The organism is Agromyces cerinus subsp. cerinus (assembly GCF_900142065.1).
Lineage (GTDB): Bacteria > Actinomycetota > Actinomycetes > Actinomycetales > Microbacteriaceae > Agromyces > Agromyces cerinus.
This window is the reverse complement of the sequence record NZ_FSRJ01000005.1, coordinates 258832-277286: the sequence shown is the minus strand read 5'-3', so window position 1 is coordinate 277286 and position 18455 is coordinate 258832. Positions and strand designations below refer to the sequence as shown.

At 70.5% G+C, this 18455-nt stretch carries 14 protein-coding genes; 7 read left to right on the top strand and 7 right to left on the bottom strand.

All coding sequences use genetic code 11. The features are described 5' to 3' along the window. Nucleotides 1–233: 233 nt before the first annotated feature. Nucleotides 234–3710, bottom strand: coding sequence for a glycosyl hydrolase family 95 catalytic domain-containing protein (locus tag BUR99_RS18665; protein ID WP_084184146.1), 3477 nt, complete (start codon nt 3708–3710; stop codon nt 234–236). A gap of 257 nt (nt 3711–3967) precedes the next feature. Next, nucleotides 3968–4807, bottom strand: a complete 840-nt coding sequence (locus tag BUR99_RS18660) for an NmrA family NAD(P)-binding protein (protein ID WP_074261891.1) — start codon at nt 4805–4807, stop codon at nt 3968–3970. Nucleotides 4808–4946: 139 nt separating this feature from the next. Between BUR99_RS18660 and BUR99_RS18655 the strand changes: the two genes are divergently transcribed. Continuing rightward, on the top strand, nt 4947–5933 hold the full coding sequence (locus BUR99_RS18655) for an AraC family transcriptional regulator (RefSeq protein WP_074261890.1): 987 nt from the start codon (nt 4947–4949) through the stop codon (nt 5931–5933). A 3-nt stretch (nt 5934–5936) separates the two neighbouring features. Here BUR99_RS18655 and BUR99_RS18650 read toward each other — a convergent pair whose 3' ends face one another. Next, nucleotides 5937–6638: a TetR/AcrR family transcriptional regulator gene (locus BUR99_RS18650; RefSeq protein ID WP_074261889.1), complete on the bottom strand. Its 702-nt coding sequence runs from the start codon at nt 6636–6638 to the stop codon at nt 5937–5939. Between the two features lie 184 nt (nt 6639–6822). Here BUR99_RS18650 and BUR99_RS18645 point away from each other — a divergent pair, with 184 nt between their 5' ends. Genes BUR99_RS18645 through BUR99_RS18620 form a run of 6 tightly spaced genes read left to right on the top strand, consistent with a single transcriptional unit; the run spans nt 6823 to nt 15061 of the window. Continuing rightward, nucleotides 6823–8484 (top strand): amidohydrolase, encoded by a 1662-nt coding sequence (locus tag BUR99_RS18645; RefSeq protein ID WP_074261888.1) that lies wholly within the window; start codon nt 6823–6825, stop codon nt 8482–8484. Between the two features lie 18 nt (nt 8485–8502). Continuing rightward, entirely contained in the window at nt 8503–10161 is a 1659-nt protein-coding gene (locus BUR99_RS18640) for an ABC transporter substrate-binding protein (protein WP_074261887.1), read from the top strand. 48 nt (nt 10162–10209) lie between these two features. Beyond that, entirely contained in the window at nt 10210–11166 is a 957-nt protein-coding gene (locus BUR99_RS18635; RefSeq protein WP_074261886.1) for an ABC transporter permease, read from the top strand. Next, nucleotides 11163–12023 carry an ABC transporter permease gene (locus BUR99_RS18630; protein ID WP_074261885.1) on the top strand — a complete coding sequence of 287 codons (861 nt, stop codon included), beginning with the start codon at nt 11163–11165 and terminating at the stop codon, nt 12021–12023. The genes BUR99_RS18635 and BUR99_RS18630 overlap by 4 nt, the downstream gene beginning before the upstream one ends. Continuing rightward, nucleotides 12020–13750, top strand: a complete 1731-nt coding sequence (locus tag BUR99_RS18625) for a dipeptide ABC transporter ATP-binding protein (RefSeq protein WP_074261884.1) — start codon at nt 12020–12022, stop codon at nt 13748–13750. Before BUR99_RS18630 ends, BUR99_RS18625 begins: the two co-directional genes overlap by 4 nt. A 45-nt stretch (nt 13751–13795) precedes the next feature. Then, a complete protein-coding gene (locus BUR99_RS18620; protein ID WP_074261883.1) occupies nt 13796–15061 on the top strand; it encodes a flavin-dependent oxidoreductase in 1266 nt (421 codons plus the stop codon). Nucleotides 15062–15075: 14 nt separating this feature from the next. Here the strand turns inward: BUR99_RS18620 and BUR99_RS18615 are convergent, their stop codons facing one another. The 4 genes from BUR99_RS18615 to BUR99_RS18600 form a co-directional block, all read right to left on the bottom strand. Beyond that, nucleotides 15076–15717: a GntR family transcriptional regulator gene (locus tag BUR99_RS18615; RefSeq protein WP_074261882.1), complete on the bottom strand. Its 642-nt coding sequence runs from the start codon at nt 15715–15717 to the stop codon at nt 15076–15078. Nucleotides 15718–15782: 65 nt separating this feature from the next. After that, nucleotides 15783–16661, bottom strand: coding sequence for a cytochrome c biogenesis CcdA family protein (locus tag BUR99_RS18610; RefSeq protein WP_234980917.1), 879 nt, complete (start codon nt 16659–16661; stop codon nt 15783–15785). Beyond that, complete coding sequence (locus tag BUR99_RS18605) at nt 16658–17419, bottom strand: DsbA family protein (protein WP_074261881.1); 762 nt, start codon at nt 17417–17419, stop codon at nt 16658–16660. Before BUR99_RS18605 ends, BUR99_RS18610 begins: the two co-directional genes overlap by 4 nt. An 89-nt stretch (nt 17420–17508) precedes the next feature. Further along, on the bottom strand, nt 17509–18402 hold the full coding sequence (locus tag BUR99_RS18600) for a LysR family transcriptional regulator (protein WP_074261880.1): 894 nt from the start codon (nt 18400–18402) through the stop codon (nt 17509–17511). Nucleotides 18403–18455 lie beyond the last annotated feature (53 nt).

The window sequence follows — 18455 nt, the reverse complement described above, 5'->3', positions numbered from 1 at the left end:
TGTCGGCGACGGTCATGGCGAGGACGCCGGGTTGGGTGATCTCGGTGATGGCGACGTTGACGTCGACGCCGGCGTCGCCGTGGTTCTCTTCTGCCGTTGCGATGCCGGCGACGCCGACCAGCAGTGCGGTGCCGATCGTGACCGCGGTGCATCGTGCGGCGAATCCTGACTTGCTCATTTCATGTCTCCTCGTGATGGGGGGTGATCGGGTTCGAGTGAATCGGGTCGTGCGCTCAGCCGGCGGATGCGGCGTCGTATCCGGCGTCGACCGACGTCGTCACGGGCGCGCCGTCGACGGTCGCGGTCGCCTGCACGGTGACCGTGCCGGCTGAGACGCTCGTCTTGCGGGTCGTGAAGGCGTGCGCGGCGCTCTTGCCCGGCGCGACGGAGCCGAACGTCTTCGTGCCGTACGCCGAGATCACCTTCAGCGCCACCGGCACCGGCGAGTGGTTCGTCGCCTTCATGGCGATCAGCACCTTGCCTCCGACGATGCGCGTGCCGGCGGTCACCTCCACATCCAGCTCGGGCGACGGCGTGGGGTCGACCGGGGTGACCTGGCGGTCTTCCCCGTTCACCCGCACGGTCACCGGGCTCGCGTTCGGCGCCTTGTCGGCGACGATGGTGAACGAGGTGACCTCTCCGTTCTGCCACTCGGCGCTGACCTCGTAACCGCCGCGGGCCCGCAGCCCGGTGAACGAGCCGGAGGCGGCCCACTCCTCGGGCAGCGCGGGCAGCAGGCGGATCACGCCGTCGTGACTCTGCAGCAGCATCTCGGTGATCGCGGCGGGGATGCCGAAGTTGCCGTCCATCTGGAAGACCCCCGACGCCACGCAGAACAGGTTCGTCCTCGTGTTGTAGCTGAGCAGGCCCCGAACCATCTCGCGGGCGCGGAAGGAATCGCCGAGACGGGCGAAGAGGGCCGCTCGCCATGGCCACGCCCACGACTGCCGGCTGTCACCGGACACGGTGGCCGCGGTGAACGGCACGCCCTCGCGTTCACCGCAGCGCGCCTTCAACGAGACGAGCGCCGCGTCGGCGAACTCGGAAGTGGCCGTGGTGATCTGGCGCCCGGGGTAGACCGCGAAGAGGTGCGAGGTGTGACGGTGGATGCTGTTCGGGTCGTCGCGGTCGGTCTGCCACTCCTGCAACTGACCCCAGCTGCCGATCTTGTTCGGCGCGAGCCGCGATTGCAGGTCGGCGATGATGGCGCGGTAGTCGGCGTCGACGTCGAGCGCGTCGGCGCTGTCGAGGTAGTTCTGGAACAGGTCCCAGATGATCTGCTGGTCGTACATGACGCCGTCTTCACGGGGACCGTGCTCGGGCGACCAGCTGTTCGGCGAGACGAGGGTGCCGTCGGGCAGCTCCTTCAGCCGGTGCTCCCAGAACTGGCAGATCTCCGTGATGATCGGGTAGGCGATCTCCTCGAGGTAGGCGCGGTCCTGCGTGAATGCCCAGTGCTCGTAGAGGTGCTGGGCGTACCAGGCGCTCGCGACGGTGTTCCACTCCCATGCGTTGCCGCCGAAGATCGACTGCGAGGTGCGCGCGGTCCAGCCGGGCGTGTCCTGGCCGAACGCGTGCTTCGTCGCGATGCGACTCGGCACGGCGACCTGGTTCACGAACCCCACGAGCGCCTCGTGCGAGTCGGGCAGGGCGGTGGTCTCCGCCGCCCAGTAGTTCATCTGCACGTTGATGTTGGTGTGGTAGTCGGCGGCCCACGGCGGCTGGTTGCTGTTGTTCCAGAGTCCCTGCAGGTTCGCGGGCAGTCCGCCCGGGCGCGAGGAGCTGATCAGCAGGTAGCGCCCGTAGTCGAACATGGCCTGTTCGAGCGTGGGGTCGGCTGCGCCGGTCTTGTAGCGCTCGAGGCGCGCGCCGGTGGGCATCGCCTGCACCGAGGCATCCGACTCGCCCCACTTCACGACGGCCCGCGACATGAGTGCGGCGACCTGCGTGGTGTGCTCGTTGCGCAGCTCGGCGAAGGGGCGAGCGGATGCCGCGGCGATCGCCGCATCGATGAGCGGCTGCGGCTCGGCGCCGCGCCATCCGTCGGCCGCGCTCAGCTTGTAGTCGGTGCGGGCGTCGAGCACCAGTGTGACGGTGGTGGCTCCGGTGAACTTCAGGGTCGACGCGGTCGCGGTCACCTCGCCGTCGGTCTCGGCGATCTGGAGCGTCGCGGCGTGCTTCAGGCCGTTGCCCATCACGCCGTGGAAGCCCATTCGGCGGGCTGCGGCGTCGGCGGTGGTCGGCGAGTCGGCCTGACCCGACGTGATGCTGATCTCGCCGGTCAGCCCGACGGAGGCATCGGTCGTGTAGCGCAGCACCAAGACGTCGGCCGCCCGGCTCGCGAACGACTCGCGCAGCACTCGGCCGCCCGGCGTGGCGAACTGCGTGACGTGCACGCCGACCGCCGTGTCGAGCGCCCGGCGGTAGTCGGTGACGACGCTGCGGGTGCGCGTGTCGAAGCCGGAGCGCAGGAAGGCGACGCCCGCCAGCTGGAAGGCGCCCGGCGCGCTGAACGTCAGGCGGTAGAGCGAGTACGCGGTCGTGTTCGCGAAGGCGAACGTCTTCGCCTCGCCTCGCGCGGCGAACGCGACGCCTGCCTGCGTGTCGAGCGCCTGCCACGTGAGGCCGTCGTTCGACGCTTCGAGCCGCCAGTCGCGGGGGTCGAGTTCGGGCTGATCGACTGCGCTCGTGAGCACGTAGCTCGTGAGGGCCTGCTTCGTCGGGAGCTCGAGCTGCCAGCTGGCGCCGGACCCGACGTCGTCGACCTTCCACGCGGTCGTCGGGTCGCCGTCGACGCTGCGCACGAGGGCGCGGTCGGCGTCGGAGGAGTGCCCGCTCGGCGAGGTGGCGTAGACGAGACCGCCGCCGGCCATGTCGATGCCGACGAGGCCGATCTCGCCGACCTGGAAGTGGCTCACCCCCGCCTTCGGCACGAAGTCGAAGCGGTAGAAGCGGTAGGCGGTGGTGTTCTGGAACTCGTAGGTCTTGGTCTGGAGGCGCTGTTCGAACGGTGCGCCCGTGCGCGAGTCGAGCGTCGTCCATGCGGTGCCGTCGTCGGAACCGAGGAGGGTCCATTCCTGCGGGTCGCGGGCGGCCACGTCGGCCGCGCTCGTCAAGCTGTAGGCCGAGACCACGGCGGGTGCCGGAAGCTGGGCCTGCCAGAGCACATGGGCGGGCGGAGCGATGATGCACCACTTCGAGACGGGGTCGCCGTCGTAGGTCTGCGCGACGGTCTGGCTCGAGGTGGAGTCCTGGTACGGGCCGCCGGGTGCGGTGACGACGGGGCGGGCACCGAACGCGATCTTCACGGTGCCGAAGTCGCGGTACGAGCCGAAGCCCGTCATGCTCGTGTCGAACGCGGTCTCGGACTGGCCCATCAACGCGTTGTCGTAGTCGTTGACGCCGCCCCAGAGGCTCTGCTCGTTGAACTGGACGACCTCCTCGCTGGGGTGGCTGAACAGCATGCCGCCGAGCCGGCCGTTGCCGATCGGCAGGGCCTGGGAGGCCCAGTCGGTGCCCGGTACGCCGTACCAGAGCGATTTCGGGGAGATGCCGGGCAGCGCGAGCGCACCGGCCGCCGCCCGTCGGCTCGAGAGCATCGCGGCGGCCGCCGCCGGCTGCGCGGTCAGCAGGTCGGGGACGAGCGGCGCCAGAGCGGCGAGGCCGCCCATCTGGAGCACTCGTCGGCGTGGCAGGTCGTGGTTGAGCATCAATGGAACCTCCGGGACGTCATTGGTCGGCGTTCTTGATCAGCGAGGCAAATATCCTATTTGATCCTTGCCCCGCCCTATATTGCCGGAGGGTGCGCCCGATACACAAGGGGGAGGCGGGGCCGTCCGGTCGGAGTGCTCCACGACGCTCGACCCGATGTGCCGCGTGCCCGATTCCCGGCCCCGGCGACCTGCTCGAACGGGTCGAGGAGGACGCCGGGGAGGCGGGCAGCGCAGCGCCCGGCCGTCGATCCGCGCTACGACCCGACGGTGTGCGCCGGTGCGCCGGTCGGCGCGGCGATCGCGGCCTCCTGCAGCACCGAACGCAGGTCGCGCGGCGGCCGGCCGAGCGCTGCGGCCACGCCGGCGGTCGGGGCCACGTTGCGGCCGTCGAAGGTCTCACGGCACAGCTCGGTGAGGAGGTTCGCGACGGCCTCGCCCTCCTCGGCGGCGACCGCGACGCGGAACTCGTCGAATCCCATCGGCACGTAGACGATCTCGCGCCCCGTGGTCTCCGACAGGATCGCCGCGACCTCTGCGAACGTGAGCGACTCCGGGCCGGTCACCTCGTGGACGCGGCCCGCGTGCCCGGTGCCGGTGAGCGCCTCGACGGCGACCGCCGCCACGTCGTCGACGTCGATGAACGGCTCGCGCACTCCTCCGGCCGGAAGCGCCAGCACCCCGCTGACGGCCGCATCGGCGAGCATGCCCTCGGTGAAGTTCTGCGCGAACCAGCTCGCCCGCACGACCGTGGCGGGCACGTTGGAGGAGAGCAGGATGTCTTCGCAGCGACGCGCCCCGTCTTCTCCGCGGCCCGACAGCAGCACGATGTGCTGCACACCGGCCGCCTCGGCGATCTCGACGAAGCGGGTGATCGCGGCCTCGGAGCCGGGGCCGGAGAGGTCGGGAACGTAGGCCGCGTACACGCGGTCGACGCCCTGCAGTGCGGCTGCCCACCCCTCCGGGCGCTCCCAGTCGAACGCCGGGCTCGTGCCGCGGGCGAGGCGACGCACGGTGCGACCGTCTGCTTCGAGGAGGTCGGCGACGCGACGACCGGTCTTGCCGGTGGCGCCGATGACGGCGAAGTTCGTTGACATGATCGTGTCCTTTCGGTGGGTGATGGTGAATCCACCTTCGACCGGGCGAGCAGGACGCACAATCGCTCAATGGCCGAATTCTTGTGCCGAGCGTCCAGATCTTGGGACCCTCGGCGGATCGGCATGCCACGCTGGACGCATGGTCAACCCGCGCAGCCCGGCCGTCGGCGATCAGCTCGGCGACGGCCTCCACCAGATCCGGTTCACCGGCGCCTTCTACTGCCGCGCCGAGCTCACGGCGCCGTGGGGCGTGGAGTTCCCGGAGCTCGAGGGGTTCATGACGCTTCCGGTCGTGCTCGCCGGCCGGTGCGTGCTCGAGATCGACGGCGAGCGGCACGCGCTCGAGGCGGGCAGCGCCGCGCTCATCACGCACGGTGCATCGCACCGCCTGCTCAGTGCAGCGGATGCCTCGAGCACGCCGATCTTCGACATCCCCGTCGAGCAGATCGGCGACACCTACGAGCACATGCGCTTCGGGGGAGGCGGCGACCGCACCCAGATCGCCTATGCCGTGCTGCAGGTCGACGGCCCCCTCTCTGCGCGGATGCTCGAGGAGCTCCCGGGCCTCATCAGGGTCGACTCGTGGGACGACGGCGAGGCGGGCGCGTTCCAGGCGGTGCTGCGACTGCTGGCGCGAGAGGCGGAGAGCATCCAGCCGGGCGGCGAGGCGGTCATGACGAGCCTCGCCGACGTGCTCGTCGTGCAGGTACTGCGATCGTGGCTGCGCACCTCCGACCCGGCGGCCACCGGATGGCTCGCCGCCCTCCGGGACCCGCACATCGGGCGCGCGCTCGGCCGCATGCACGCCCGCATCGATCACGACTGGACCCTCGTCGAGCTCGCACGGGAGGCGAACATGTCGCGGTCGGCCTTCGCCGAGCGCTTCACCACGCTCGTCGGCGAACCGCCGATGCGCTACCTCGCGGGCTGGCGCCTCGAGCAGGCGCACGCGGAGCTCACCCGCACGACCGAGACGATCGCGTCGATCTCGAGTCGGGTCGGGTACACCTCGGAGGCCTCGTTCGGTCGCGCGTTCAAGCGGCACCACGGTTCGACCCCCGGGGCGGTGCGTCGCGAGGGGGCGCCGTTCGGCATCGCGGCGCTTCGTCCGGCGCCGATCCGGTAGGCGCTACTGCGCGTTGCGCGCCACCGTCAGTTCGGCCGACTGGATGACGGCTTCGACCCCGAGCAGGAAGAGGTCGACGTCCTTCAGGTCCGCGAGTTCGCTGTTGAAGGCCGTGATCAGCGGGAATCGACGAGGGTCGGCGAGGATCGGGCCGTCGAACCAGGGGCCGGGCTCGGGGCCGTCGCCGCGTTCGGCGCGACCGCGTGCGATGCCCGCGGCGCTCGAGAGCACGTGGGATGCCATCAACGCGTAGTGCCGCACGACGTCGTCGCCGGTGAGGCCGGCCTCGGCGAAGGACTCGAGCATGATCTCGATGGCCTCGAGCTCGCCCGGCCCGTGGGTCGTGAGCACGATCGCCTCGGCGCCGATGGCGGGGTGCGCCGAGTAGTTCGTCAGCGTGGCGCTCGCGAGCTGGCGCAGGCGTTCGCGCCAGTCGGACTTCTCGGCGGTCACCTCGGCGATGGCGCGCAGCGTCAGCTCGTCGAGGAGCGCCTCCATGAGCTGCTCCTTGCTGCGGAAGTGGCGGTAGATCGCCGTCGGGTCGGCGCCGAGCTGAGCACCGAGCTCGCGCACCGAGATCGTCGATGTCGCGGAGGTCGCGGCCAACTCGAGGCCCGCGGCCACGATCGAATCGCGGTCGAGGCGAGCCCGTCCGTTCGACGCGCGCGCGGCACCGCCACGGTTGGAGCCTGTCGCTGTCGTCATCGCCCTCTTCCTCGAAGTTCGAAGTCCATCGTGCCACGCTCAACGGTCCGTTCGGACGTGAGCCGCGCTCGATAACGTCAGCATAACGAATGCGCACGCAATGTTGTCAACACAGTTGACAGCAGTGCTGAGGCGTCGCTAACGTCACCTTCACCAACCCGTTCGACGAGGAAGCGAGGGCGACGTGTCAGCTGCCGATGTGCTGTTCACCGGAGGGGCCGTGTTCACCGGAACCGGCCAACCAATTCAGGGCCACGTCGTGGCCGTCACCGGCGATCGCATCACGGCGATCGTTCCCGAGGCCGAGGCGCAGGCGCTCATCGGCGAGGGAACGCAGGTCGTCCAGCTCGACGGCGCACTGCTCAGCCCCGGCTTCCAGGACGCGCACGTGCACCCGGTCGGCGGCGGGGTGGAGCTCCTGCAGTGCAACCTCACCGAGGCCGAAGACGCCGACGACGCGGTCGCGACGATCGCCGCGTACGCGGCCGCGAACCCTGACGAGGCCTGGATCCTCGGTGGCGGCTGGTCGATGGACCACTTCCCGGGAGGCGCGCCCGTGCGCGGACTGATCGACGCGGTCGTTCCCGACCGGCCGGTGCTGCTCATGAGCCGCGACCACCACAGCTCCTGGGCCAACAGCGCCGCGATCCGCCTCGCCGGCATCGACGCCACGACGCCCGACCCCGTCGACGGTCGCATCGAGCGGGAGGCCGACGGCAGCCCGGCCGGCACCTTCCACGAGGGTGCGAGCGGACTCTTCGCGCACGTGCGTCCCGAGGAGGACGAGGACTTCGTCTACCGGGGTCTGCTCAAGGCGCAGGAGGAGCTCATCGCCCTCGGCATCACCGGCTGGCAGGACGCGATGGTCGGTGGCCAGGCATCCGGCGTCAGCGACCCCATGGGTGCCTACCGGCGCGCGCTCGCCGAGGACAAGCTCCTCGTGCACGTCGTCGGCGCCCAGTGGTGGGAGCGCTCCGAAGGCCTCGAGCAGCTCGCCGGCATGGTCGCCGCACAGACCGAGATCGTCGCCCTCGGGCGCGAGGACAAGCTCTCGCTCGGCACCGTGAAGATCATGGTCGACGGCGTGGCCGAGAACCAGACCGCGGCGATGCTCACCCCGTACCGCGACGGTCACGGCCACGACACCGACAACAGCGGGCTGTCGTTCGTCGACCCGAAGCTGCTGCAGGAGGCCGTCACCGCCATCGACGCGACCGGCATGCAGGTGCACATGCACGCGCTCGGCGACCGTGCGGTTCGCGAGGCGCTCGACGCCGTCGAGGCGGCACGCGCCGCCAACGGGGCATCCGATGGCCGCCACCATCTCGCGCACCTGCAGATCGTGGCCGAGGCCGACACGGCGCGCTTCGCGGAGCTCGACGCCGTCGCGAACCTGCAGGCGCTGTGGGCGACCCACGAAGACCAGATCGACCACCTCACCCTGCCGTTCCTGCAAGACGGTCAGGAGGCGCGCCAATACCCCTTCGGCGACCTCGTGCGCAACGGGGCCCGCCTCGCGGCGGGCAGCGACTGGCCGGTGTCGAGCGCCGACCCGATGGACGCGATCCACATCGCCGTCACCCGCATCGCCCCCGGCCTCGACGCGGGGCCGCTCGGCGGCGAGCACCAGCGCCTCGACCTCGAGACGGCGATGGCCGCCTACACCTCCGGCTCCGCCTACGTGAACCACCGCGACCACGACACCGGGTACATCCGCGAGGGCTACCTCGCGAACCTGATCGTGCTCGAACCGAACCCCTTCAGCCTCCCCAAGGAGGAGATCCACCGCGCGACGGTGACCTCCACTTGGATCGAGGGCACGTCCGCCTTCACCCGCACTGCCTGACCAAGAGGAGCCGCCAAAATGTCCCCGTCCCCTGTCATGCCCTCCCGAGGCACCGGTCGTCGCGTCGCGTCGATCGTCGCCGCCGGGCTCGGAGCAGCCCTGGTCCTGACCGGCTGCTCCGGTGCCGAACCCGAGAAGGCGCAGCCCGCCGAGTGGGAGCTCACCGCGCAGACCGACGCGCCCTCGGGTGACCTCGACTCGTTCTCGTGGGCGAACTACGCCGAGCCCTACTCGCTCGACTACGCCTACGCGTTCGACTACGCCGACAACATGGTGCTCGCGAACGTCTGCGAGTCGCTCATGCGGCTGAACCCCGACTGGACGCTGTCGCCCGGCCTCGCCGAGTCCGTCGCGCACCCGACGCCCGAGACCTGGGTCTACGAGATCCGTGACGGCGTCACCTTCCACGACGGCACCCCCCTCACCGCGAACGACGTCGTCGTCTCGATGAACCGTCACCTCGACCCCGCCGTCGGTTCGTCGTGGTACACGAACTACCAGAACGTGGCCTCGATCGAGCAGACCGGCGACATGCAGGTCACCGTCACGATGACCGGCCCCGACTCGCAGTTCAACCTCGGCATGGGCGGCTCCGCCGGTGTCATCGAGTCCGCGGCCACGCTCGCCGAGACGGGCGCCGACTACGGCAACTCGACCGGCGGCGTGAACTGCACCGGCCCGTTCAGCTTCGGCGAGTGGCAGTCGGGCGAGTCCCTCACGCTCGAGCGCTACGACGGCTACTGGGACCCCGAGCTCACCGCCCGCTCGGCCGAGGTCAAGTTCATCTTCATGAACGACGCCAACGCCCGCACCAACGCGCTGAAGTCGGGCGAGGTCGACGGCGGCTGGATGATTCCCGCCGACGCCGTTCCCCAGCTCCGCGAGTCCGACAAGGGCGACATGCTCTTCGGCCTGAACACCGCGGTCAACAACATCATCATCTCCGACCTCGACGGCCCGCTCGGCGACGTGCGGGTGCGGAAGGCGCTGCTCATGGCGCTCGATCGCCAGGGCATCGTGGACGCGGCGGTCAAGGGCTACGGCACCACCACCGACGTGCTCACGACCGAGTCGGTCTGGGACGGCGCGAGCGACGCGGCGATCGCCACGGCGTTCGGCGACGTCGAGGAGTACCCGTACGACATCGAAGCGGCCAAGAAGCTCGTCGAGGAGGCCGGCGTCGCCGGTGAGGAGCTCACCTACGTGACCGCCCCGATCAGCAGCGACTTCAACGTCTACGCGCAGGCCACCGCCGCAGCGGCGGAGTCGATCGGCCTCAAGGTCAACATCGAGACCGTCACGCCGAACGCGTACACCGCGCTGTTCTCCGACCCGAGCGCTCGCGAGGGCGTCGACCTGTTCTACACCTCGTGGTACCTCTCGAGCCCCGACCCGCTCGAGATGTACAGCGTGCTGCGCACCGGCGAGTTCAGCAACTACGGCGAATGGTCGAACCCCGAGTTCGACGCCGTCGTCAACGAGGCACTCGCGATCGAAGACCCCGCCGCGCGCTCGGAGAAGACCGCAGAGGCACAGCAGATCGCGAACGAGGAGCTCCCGTGGCTGCCGATGTTCGAGGCTCCCGTGACCCTGTTCATGGGCGAGCGCATCACCGGTGTCGCACCGTCGGTCGCCTTCCTGTACTACCCCTGGGCAGCAACCATTGGCGCACGCTAGCACTGACGGGCGCAGCCTGAACCACCTCGGCGGAGCGGCGGTCATCCGATGACCACGTTCCGCCGGGTGGCGGGCAAGCTCGGCGCCCTGCTCCTCACGCTCTTCCTTGCATCACTGCTCGTCTTCTTCTCCCGGTTCCTCGTGCCCGGCGACCCCGTCAGCTTCCTGCTGCGCGGTCGGAAGCCCAGCCCCGAGGCCGTGGCGCAGGTCACGGCCCAGTACGGGCTCGACCTGCCGCCGTGGCAGCAGTACCTCAACTGGCTGACCGGCGTGCTGCAGGGCGACTTCGGGCGCTCGCTGCAGTACCGGCAGGATGTCTCCGAGGTGATCGGCGATCGCCTGCCCGTCACCCTCATGCTCGTCGTCATGGCCGGCACGATGATCGCCGTCGTCGGCCTCACCGCCGGCATCGTGGCATCGCTGAACCGCGGCAAGGTGCTCGACCGGGCCGTGCTCATCGGCCTCACCGTGCTCGGCGCGATCCCGTCGTTCGTCGGTTCCATCGTGCTGATCGCGGTCTTCGCGGTGCAGCTCGGCTGGTTCCCGTCGTTCGGCTCCGGCGAAGGCTTCCTCGACATGGCGTACCACCTCGTGCTGCCGTCGATCGCGCTCGCGATCGTGTTCGTCGTGCTCGTCGGCAAGGTCACCCGGTCGTCCATGGTCGAACAGCTCGGCCGTGAGCACGTCGAGGTGGCCACCAGCCGCGGGCTCAAGCGCGGCACCGTGATCCGGCGCCACGTCTTCCGCAACTCGATCGGTCCGATCCTCACCGTCAGCGGCGTGCTCGTGGCGGGCCTCCTCGTCGCGAGCTCGATCGTCGAGGCGGCGTTCGGCCTCGCCGGCATCGGCACGCTCCTCGTGCAGTCGGTCGACCGCCTCGACTTCCCGGTCGTGCAGGCGATCGTGCTGCTCATCGTCACGGCGTTCGTCGTGGTGAACGCCATCATCGATGTGCTCGAACCCTGGATCGACCCCCGAGCCGCTGCAGGAGCTGGTGCCCGATGACCACCCCCACCATGGCCATGAAGGTGCTGCGCGCCCCGCGCGTGCGGCGCTCGAGCACCACGTTCCTCATCAGCGCCGTGTTCCTCGGCGTCGTGACGCTCGCCGCGATCTTCGCCCCGCTGATCGCGCCGTACCCGCCGAACCAGGTCGACCTGCTGAACATCCAGGCGGGCCCGAGCCCGGCTCATTGGCTCGGCACCGACGCGCTCGGCCGCGACACCCTGAGCCGCATGATGTTCGGTGCGCGCACCGCGCTCCTCGCGCCGCTGCTCGTCGTCGTCTTCTCGACGATCGTGGGCATCCTGCTCGGCCTCCTCGCCGGCTGGCGCGGCGGCTGGATCGACTCCGTGCTCGGCCGCATCTTCGATGTGATCTTCGCCTTCCCGGCGCTGCTCCTCGCGATCATGGCGGTCGCGCTCTTCGGCAAGGGCCTCGTCGCCCCGGTCGTCGCGATGAGCATCGCGTACGCGCCGTTCGTCGCACGCCTCACCCGGTCGCTCATCGCCTCCGAGCGCTCTCGGCCGTACGTCGCGGCGTATCGCGTGCAGGGCTTCGGCGGCGGGTTCATCGCGTTGCGCCGAGTGCTGCCCAACGTGATGCCGATCGTCGGCGCGCAGTCGACGCTGAACTTCGGCTACGTGCTCGCCGAGCTCGCCGCCCTCTCGTTCCTCGGCCTCGGCGTCCAGGCGCCCACCGCCGACTGGGGCGCGATGGTCAACGAGGCCCAGGCGGGCCTCATCGGCGGCTACTTCCTTCCCGCACTCGTGCCCGCGGTCGCGATCGTGCTCGTCGTCGTCGCGGTCAACGTGATCGGCGAAGAACTCTCGGACCGCATCGGAGGCGAGATCCCCGCATGACACTCCTCGACATCTCCGAGCTCACGCTCGACCTGCCGAACGGCAAGCGACTGCTCGACGGCATCAGCCTCACGGTCGCCGAAGGCGAGACCGTCGGCCTCGTCGGCGAGTCGGGCTCGGGCAAATCGCTCACCGCTCGTTCGGTGCTCGGCCTCCTGCCCAGCCGGGCGACCATGGGCGGTTCGGTGCAGCTGCTCGACCAGTCGGTGCTCGACGCGAGCCGCAGCGAGCTGCTGGCCCTCCGTCGCACGCGTGCATCGATGATCTTCCAGGACCCGCGGGCCGGCATCAACCCGATGCGCACGGTCGGCGACCACCTCACCGAGACGATGCGTCTCTGCGAAGGCCGCTCGGCGGCCGACGCGAAGGCCGTCGCCATCTCGCTCATGGAGGCGGTGCGCCTGCCGCGCCCCGAAGAGCACATGAACCAGTACCCGCACGAACTCTCGGGCGGCATGCTGCAGCGCGTCATGATCGCCGGCGCGCTCACGAGCTCGCCGCGACTGCTCATCTGCGACGAGCCGACGACCGCGCTCGACGTCACGACGCAGGCCGAGATCATCGGTGTGCTCGCCGAGCAGCGCGCGAGCCGCGGCATGGGCATGCTCTTCATCACCCACGACCTGAACCTCGCGGCCTCGATCTGCGATCGCGTCTACGTGATGAGCGCGGGCCGGGTCGAAGAGCAGGGCGACGCGCGCCAGGTGTTCAGCAACCCGCAGGCGGCGTACACCAAGCGACTCGTCGCGGCCACGCCGACGATCGTCGTCGCGCGAGACTCCGCCGCGACGGCCGATCAGGGCGCGGACGCCTCGGCGACGACCTCGGACGCGGTTCCCTCGACGGCGGATGCCGCGGCATCCGCTTCGGCATCTGCGACGCCGGCACCCGTCGAGGCGATGCTCTCGGCGAGCGGCATCTCGAAGACGTACGTGCGCCGCGGCAAGGAGCCGGTGCGGGCCGTCATCGACGCCTCGATCGAGATCCCGCGCGGCGGCGCCCTCGGCGTCGTCGGCGAGTCGGGGTCGGGCAAGTCGACCTTCGCCCGCATGATCGTGGGCCTCGAGCAGGCCGACACGGGAGACATCCGCATCGCCGGTCGCGAACGCACCTCGGTGCCGAGTTCGCGGGTCGAGCGGCTGGAGCACGCCCGTTCGGTGCAGATGGTCTTCCAGGACCCGTACCTGTCGCTCGACCCGCGCATCACGGCGGGCAAGGCGATCGAGGACGCCATGCGACTGCACCGCAACCTCAGCACGACGGATGCACGGGCGCGCGTCATCGAGCTGCTCGAGCAGGTCGGTCTCGGCGACGTGCACGCCCAGGCTCGGCCGCGCACGCTCTCGGGCGGCCAGCGGCAGCGCGTCGCGATCGCCCGGGCGCTCGCGATCGAACCCGACGTGCTCGTCATGGACGAGGCGACGAGCGCGCTCGACGTGTCGGTGCAGGCGCAGGTGCTCTCCCTCGTCGAGGAGATCCGCCGCGAGCGCGGACTCACCGTGCTCTTCATCAGCCACGACCTCGCGGTCGTGCGCCGACTCTGCGACGAGACCGTCGTCATGAAGACCGGCGAGATCGTCGAACGCGGCCGCACGATCGAGCTGCTCGGCAACCCGCAGCATCCCTACACGCGACTGCTCATCGACTCGGTGCCGCGACCCGAGTGGAACCTCGAGGCCGTCGCCGCGGAGGCGAGCGAGCTCGAGGACCCCGTCGCGCAGAACTGAGCGCGTCGGCGTCGACTTCGAACCATCGAACTGGAGAACCACACCATGAACGTCCTCATCGCGGGCGCCGGCATCGGCGGCCTGACGACGGCGCTCTCGCTGCACGCGGCGGGCATCGACGACGTGACCCTGTACGAGTCCGTGTCCGAGATCCGGCCGCTCGGCGTCGGCATCAACCTGTTGCCGCACGCCGTGCGCGAGCTCACCGAGCTCGGGCTCGGAGACGAGCTCGCCGAGCTCGGCGTCGCCACGAGCACCCTCTCGTACTTCAACCGACACGGTCAGCAGATCTGGACCGAGCCGCGCGGGCGGGCGGCCGGGTACCACTGGCCGCAGTACTCGGTGCACCGGGGCCGCCTGCAGCTGCTGCTGCGCGACGCCGTGCTCGAGCGGCTCGGCGCCGACGCGATCCGCCTCGGCAGCCCGGTCGGCGACGCCCGCAGCGAGGGCGGGCGCACGAGCGTCGCCGTCGTCGGCGGGCCCGACGCCGGCACCCGGGTGACGGCCGACGTCGTGATCGGCGCCGACGGCATCCACAGCGCGCTGCGCCGCCAGCAGTACCCCGACGAGGGTGCGCCGGTGTGGAACGGCCTGATCCTCTGGCGCGGCACGGCTCGCGTGCGGCCCTACCTCGACGGGCTCACCATGATCATGGCGGGCGATGCCATGCAGAAGTTCGTGGCCTACCCGCTGTCGGCGGTCGGCGACGACGGCCTCCAGACGGTGAACTTCATCGCCGAGTACCGCTCCGAAGACCCCGAGCCGGGTGCGAGCGACTGGAACCGCGGCGCCGACCCGAGCGCGGTGCTCGGCCGCTTCGCCGACTGGGACTTCGGATGGCTCGACGTGCCGGCAGTTATCTCCGCCGCCGACGAGATCCTCGAGTACCCGATGGTCGATCGCGACCCGGTCGAGCGCTGGACCTTCGGCTCGCAGACGCTGCTCGGCGACGCCGCGCACGCAATGTACCCGATCGGTTCGAACGGTGCGTCGCAGGCCATCATCGACGCCCGCACACTGGCGTTCCAGGTCGGCACGGTCGACTCGATCGACGACGCGCTCGGCGCGTACGAGGCCGAGCGCCGTCCCCGTACGACGGCGCTCACCCTCAGCAACCGATCGATGGGACCGGAGCAGGTCATGCAGCTCGCCTACGAGCGCGCTCCCGGCGGCTTCGGCGACATCGAACTCGTCGTGCCCTACGCCGAGCGCGCCGAGATCGCGAACCGCTACAAGCAGGCGGCGGGCTTCGTGCCCGAGCTGCTGAACGAGCGGGCGAGCCTGACGGTGCCGGTGCCCGCCGACGACTGACTCGCACCCACCAGCTAGATCGGGCCCAGTTCGGGGCCGTGCGTGTCCATCAGATGGGTGCGCAGGGCCTCGGCGAACCCGGCGGGGTCGTCGGCGCGCAGCCGCTCGATGAGGGCGCGATGCTCGTCGATGACCTGGTCGGACCGCTCGAAGAGCGAATCCCGGTGGGCGCTCAGCAGCAGCCGCTGCCGCGCGGTGAGCCGGTCGCCGATCTCGGCGAGGGTGCGATTGCCGCCGGCCTCCACGAACGAGCGATGGAAGGCGATCGTCAGGGTCACGAAGCCGTCGAGGTCGCGGGCCTCGAGGGCGGCACGCTGTGCGACGAGTGTCGGCTCGAGCCGGTCGGCGAGTGCCTGCCGTGCCGCCGTGGTCGCGCGCTGCACCCCGGCGGCCTCGAGGATCAGCCGGGCGTCTGCGAGGTCGGCGATCTCGGGGTCGCTGAGCGATCGCACGAGTGCGCCGCGCTTCGGGTAGATCGTGATCCAGCCCTCGTCCTGCAGCCGGGTGAGCGCGGCCCGCACGGGCGTGCGGCTCATGCCGAGCTGCGCGGCGAGCTCGTTCTCGCTGAGCATCGTGTCGGGCCGGTGGGTGCCGTCGAGGATCCCGGCGCGGATCGCGGTGCGGGCGCGCTCTGCGGCGCTGTCGACGGTCGGCATTCCACCATCATGGCCGGGCCGCGGCCCCGGTGCATCCGCTGGGGGAATCGTGCCGGCGGCTTCGGTCATGAACCGTCGCCTTCGCGGGCGACGCCGGCCGCCTCGGGGGAGTCGGTGCCCGAGGCATCCGCTCGCCGTGCCGCCCGGCCGCGCCATCGGTGGATGCCCCACGCGCACGCCAGCGCGGCGATCGCGACCGCGGCGAAGACGAAGTCGGGCACGCCCGCGGTGCGCTCCAGCACCCAGCTCTCGACCGCGAACTGCTGCGAGGCGCCGAGCACGCCGCCGAGCGAGGCGGTGCCCTCGGTGGCGATGAGCAGCACGCCGATGCCGATGCCGAGGAGGCCCCCGACGATCTGCGTCCAGGTGTTCGTCCAACGCCCGATGCGCACGGTGCGCGGGCGCAGCATGCCGCGGAGCCGCGGCGACCGCGACCACGCGACGGCGAGCACGAAGAGGGGCACCGTCATGCCGAGCGCGAAGACCGCGAGCACGACACCGCCGTAGAGCGGCTGCCCGCCGAGCGCGGCGAGCGCCAGCACTGAGCCGAGCAGGGGCCCTGCGCACACCCCGGCGAGCCCGTAGACGGTGCCGAGCAGGTAGACGGATGCCACGCCGGTGCCCTCTGCCGACCCGCTGCGGGTGAATGCGGGCAATGGGATGCCGGCGAGCTGCACCGCGCCGAGCGCGATGATCACGATCGCGGCGACCGTCACGAGGGTCGTGCGGTTCGTGCTGACGAACGCGCCGACGGTGCCGGCGAGCACGCCGATCGGCACGAGGGTCGTGATGAGACCGAGGTAGAAGACCCCGGTGCGGGCGATCAGTCGGCTCGGGCTCGTGAACGCGTAGGCGAAGAACGCCGGCAGCAGCATCACCGAGCAGGGGCTCAGCAGGGTGAGGACGCCGCCGACGAGGGCGCCCGCGAGCCCGAGGTCGATCACTTGCCGGCCGCGGCCAGCTGCTCGTCGAGGAGGGCGCGGAAGTTCTCGATCGGCTGCGCACCGGCGATCGCCTGGTCGCCGGCGACGAAGAACGGCACGCTCGTGACGCCGAGCTTCTGGGCCTCTGCGGTGCTCGCGAGCACCGCATCGCGGAGGTCGGCTCGGTCGAGGTCCTGTTCGAACTTCGCGAGGTCGGGCACCCCGGCCTCCGTGGCGAAGCCGATGAGCTTCTCGCGGGGCATGTCGGGGTGGCCCTTCTCGGGTGCGGCAGCGAAGACGGCCTCGAGGTACTCGGGGAACTTGCCCTGTTCGCCCGCGGCACGGGCGGCGACGGCGGCGTCGATCGACTCGTCGCCGAAGAACGCGACATCGCGGAACTCGTAGCGAACGAGTCCCTTGTCGACGTACTCCTCGAAGATGACCGGCAACGTCTCGTTGGTCACGACGGCGCAGAAGGGGCAGCGGAAGTCCGCCCACTCGACGAGCACCACGGGGGCGTCGACGTCGCCGATCGCGAGCGGGTCGTCGGGGTCGCGAGTGGCGATCTCCGCGCCGGTGCCCGTGCCCGAGCCGGTGTCCGAGGCGGGCGGCTGCGCCGCGTCGGCGGGTGACTGTGCGGCGCTCGGCACCGAGAGCGCGATCACGACGACGAGCAGGAATGCGGCGATCGCGCCGAGCACGACGTTCAGGATGCGGGCGAAGCGGAGCTTGCGCGCGAGCGGGTGGACGGGCTTCGGGGCAGGCGTGTTCGTGGACATCGCGGCCTAGGATACATGTTGAATCCAACACGAGCCTGAACGCGGAATCGTCGTGCGAGGGCGCCGGATGGCGCGTCGTGCTCGGCTCGTCAGTCGCGGACGCGCCCGCTCGACCACGCCGTCAGCGCGCCGGCGAGCGAGCGCAGCTGGTCCGCGGCGAAGTGGTCGGCCTCCCAGGCGGCGTAGATCGGCATCATGACCCGCTGCCGATCGGAGGTGAAGGTGCGCCCGACGAGTCCGAACTGGGGTCCGACGACGTCGATGCAGATGCCGGCCCCGGTCGACGCGAGCGCCATCGCGAGATCGGACGACGACGGTTCGGCGACGATCGTGATCCGGTCCCGTACCGGCCACAGGGCGCGATCGACCACTTGCCGGAGGCCCGAGCCCGAGGCGAGCACGATGATCGATGCGTCGACGAGGTCGCTCGCGTCGATCGACTCCAGTTCGGCGAGCGGATGCCCCGGCGTCACGTGGACCTGGACGGGTGCCGAGTCGATGAGCTCGGACTCGAGGCCGAGCGGCGGCGGCAGCGTGTTCACCGCCAGGTCGGCGCTGCGGCCGATGACGTGGTCGTAGACGCGCACCGCGAGGTCGATCTCCGTACCGGTGATCGGGGCGGACGTCTCGGCGACGAACGGCGCGATCACCCCGCGCACGGTGGCCTCGGGGCAGGCGGCCCTGAACCGCACGGGGGCGTCGGCGGTGAGCTGTTCGACCGCGCGCTGCACCCCTTCCGCGCGATCGATGAGGCTGCGCACGAGCGGGACCAGCGTGAGGCCGGCGGAGCTCGGTCGCACGCCCGTCGTCGTGCGGTCGAACAATCGCGTGCCGAGGCGCTGCTCGAGCTGCTGCATCTGACGGGACAGGGCCGGCTGCGTGATGCGCAGCATCGATGCGGCTCTCGTCACCGAGCCGGCTTCGACGACCGTGAGGAAATGCGCCAGCACGCGGAGGTCGGGGAGGTTATGCGCGTTCAACATGGATATCCAAAGAAAGTGTCATTCGACAGCATAGGCCTCGACTGATGTGATGG

Excerpts from the sequence above, each read along its gene's own strand:
- BUR99_RS18665 (WP_084184146.1), bottom strand. The coding sequence starts at position 3,710 with ATGCTCAACCACGACCTGCCACGCCGACGAGTGCTCCAGATGGGCGGC.
- BUR99_RS18660 (WP_074261891.1), bottom strand. The coding sequence starts at position 4,807 with ATGTCAACGAACTTCGCCGTCATCGGCGCCACCGGCAAGACCGGTCGT.
- BUR99_RS18655 (WP_074261890.1), top strand. The coding sequence starts at position 4,947 with ATGGTCAACCCGCGCAGCCCGGCCGTCGGCGATCAGCTCGGCGACGGC.
- BUR99_RS18650 (WP_074261889.1), bottom strand. The coding sequence starts at position 6,638 with ATGACGACAGCGACAGGCTCCAACCGTGGCGGTGCCGCGCGCGCGTCG.
- BUR99_RS18640 (WP_074261887.1), top strand. The coding sequence starts at position 8,503 with ATGTCCCCGTCCCCTGTCATGCCCTCCCGAGGCACCGGTCGTCGCGTC.
- BUR99_RS18635 (WP_074261886.1), top strand. The coding sequence starts at position 10,210 with ATGACCACGTTCCGCCGGGTGGCGGGCAAGCTCGGCGCCCTGCTCCTC.
- BUR99_RS18630 (WP_074261885.1), top strand. The coding sequence starts at position 11,163 with ATGACCACCCCCACCATGGCCATGAAGGTGCTGCGCGCCCCGCGCGTG.
- BUR99_RS18625 (WP_074261884.1), top strand. The coding sequence starts at position 12,020 with ATGACACTCCTCGACATCTCCGAGCTCACGCTCGACCTGCCGAACGGC.
- BUR99_RS18620 (WP_074261883.1), top strand. The coding sequence starts at position 13,796 with ATGAACGTCCTCATCGCGGGCGCCGGCATCGGCGGCCTGACGACGGCG.
- BUR99_RS18615 (WP_074261882.1), bottom strand. The coding sequence starts at position 15,717 with ATGCCGACCGTCGACAGCGCCGCAGAGCGCGCCCGCACCGCGATCCGC.
- BUR99_RS18605 (WP_074261881.1), bottom strand. The coding sequence starts at position 17,419 with ATGTCCACGAACACGCCTGCCCCGAAGCCCGTCCACCCGCTCGCGCGC.
- BUR99_RS18600 (WP_074261880.1), bottom strand. The coding sequence starts at position 18,402 with ATGTTGAACGCGCATAACCTCCCCGACCTCCGCGTGCTGGCGCATTTC.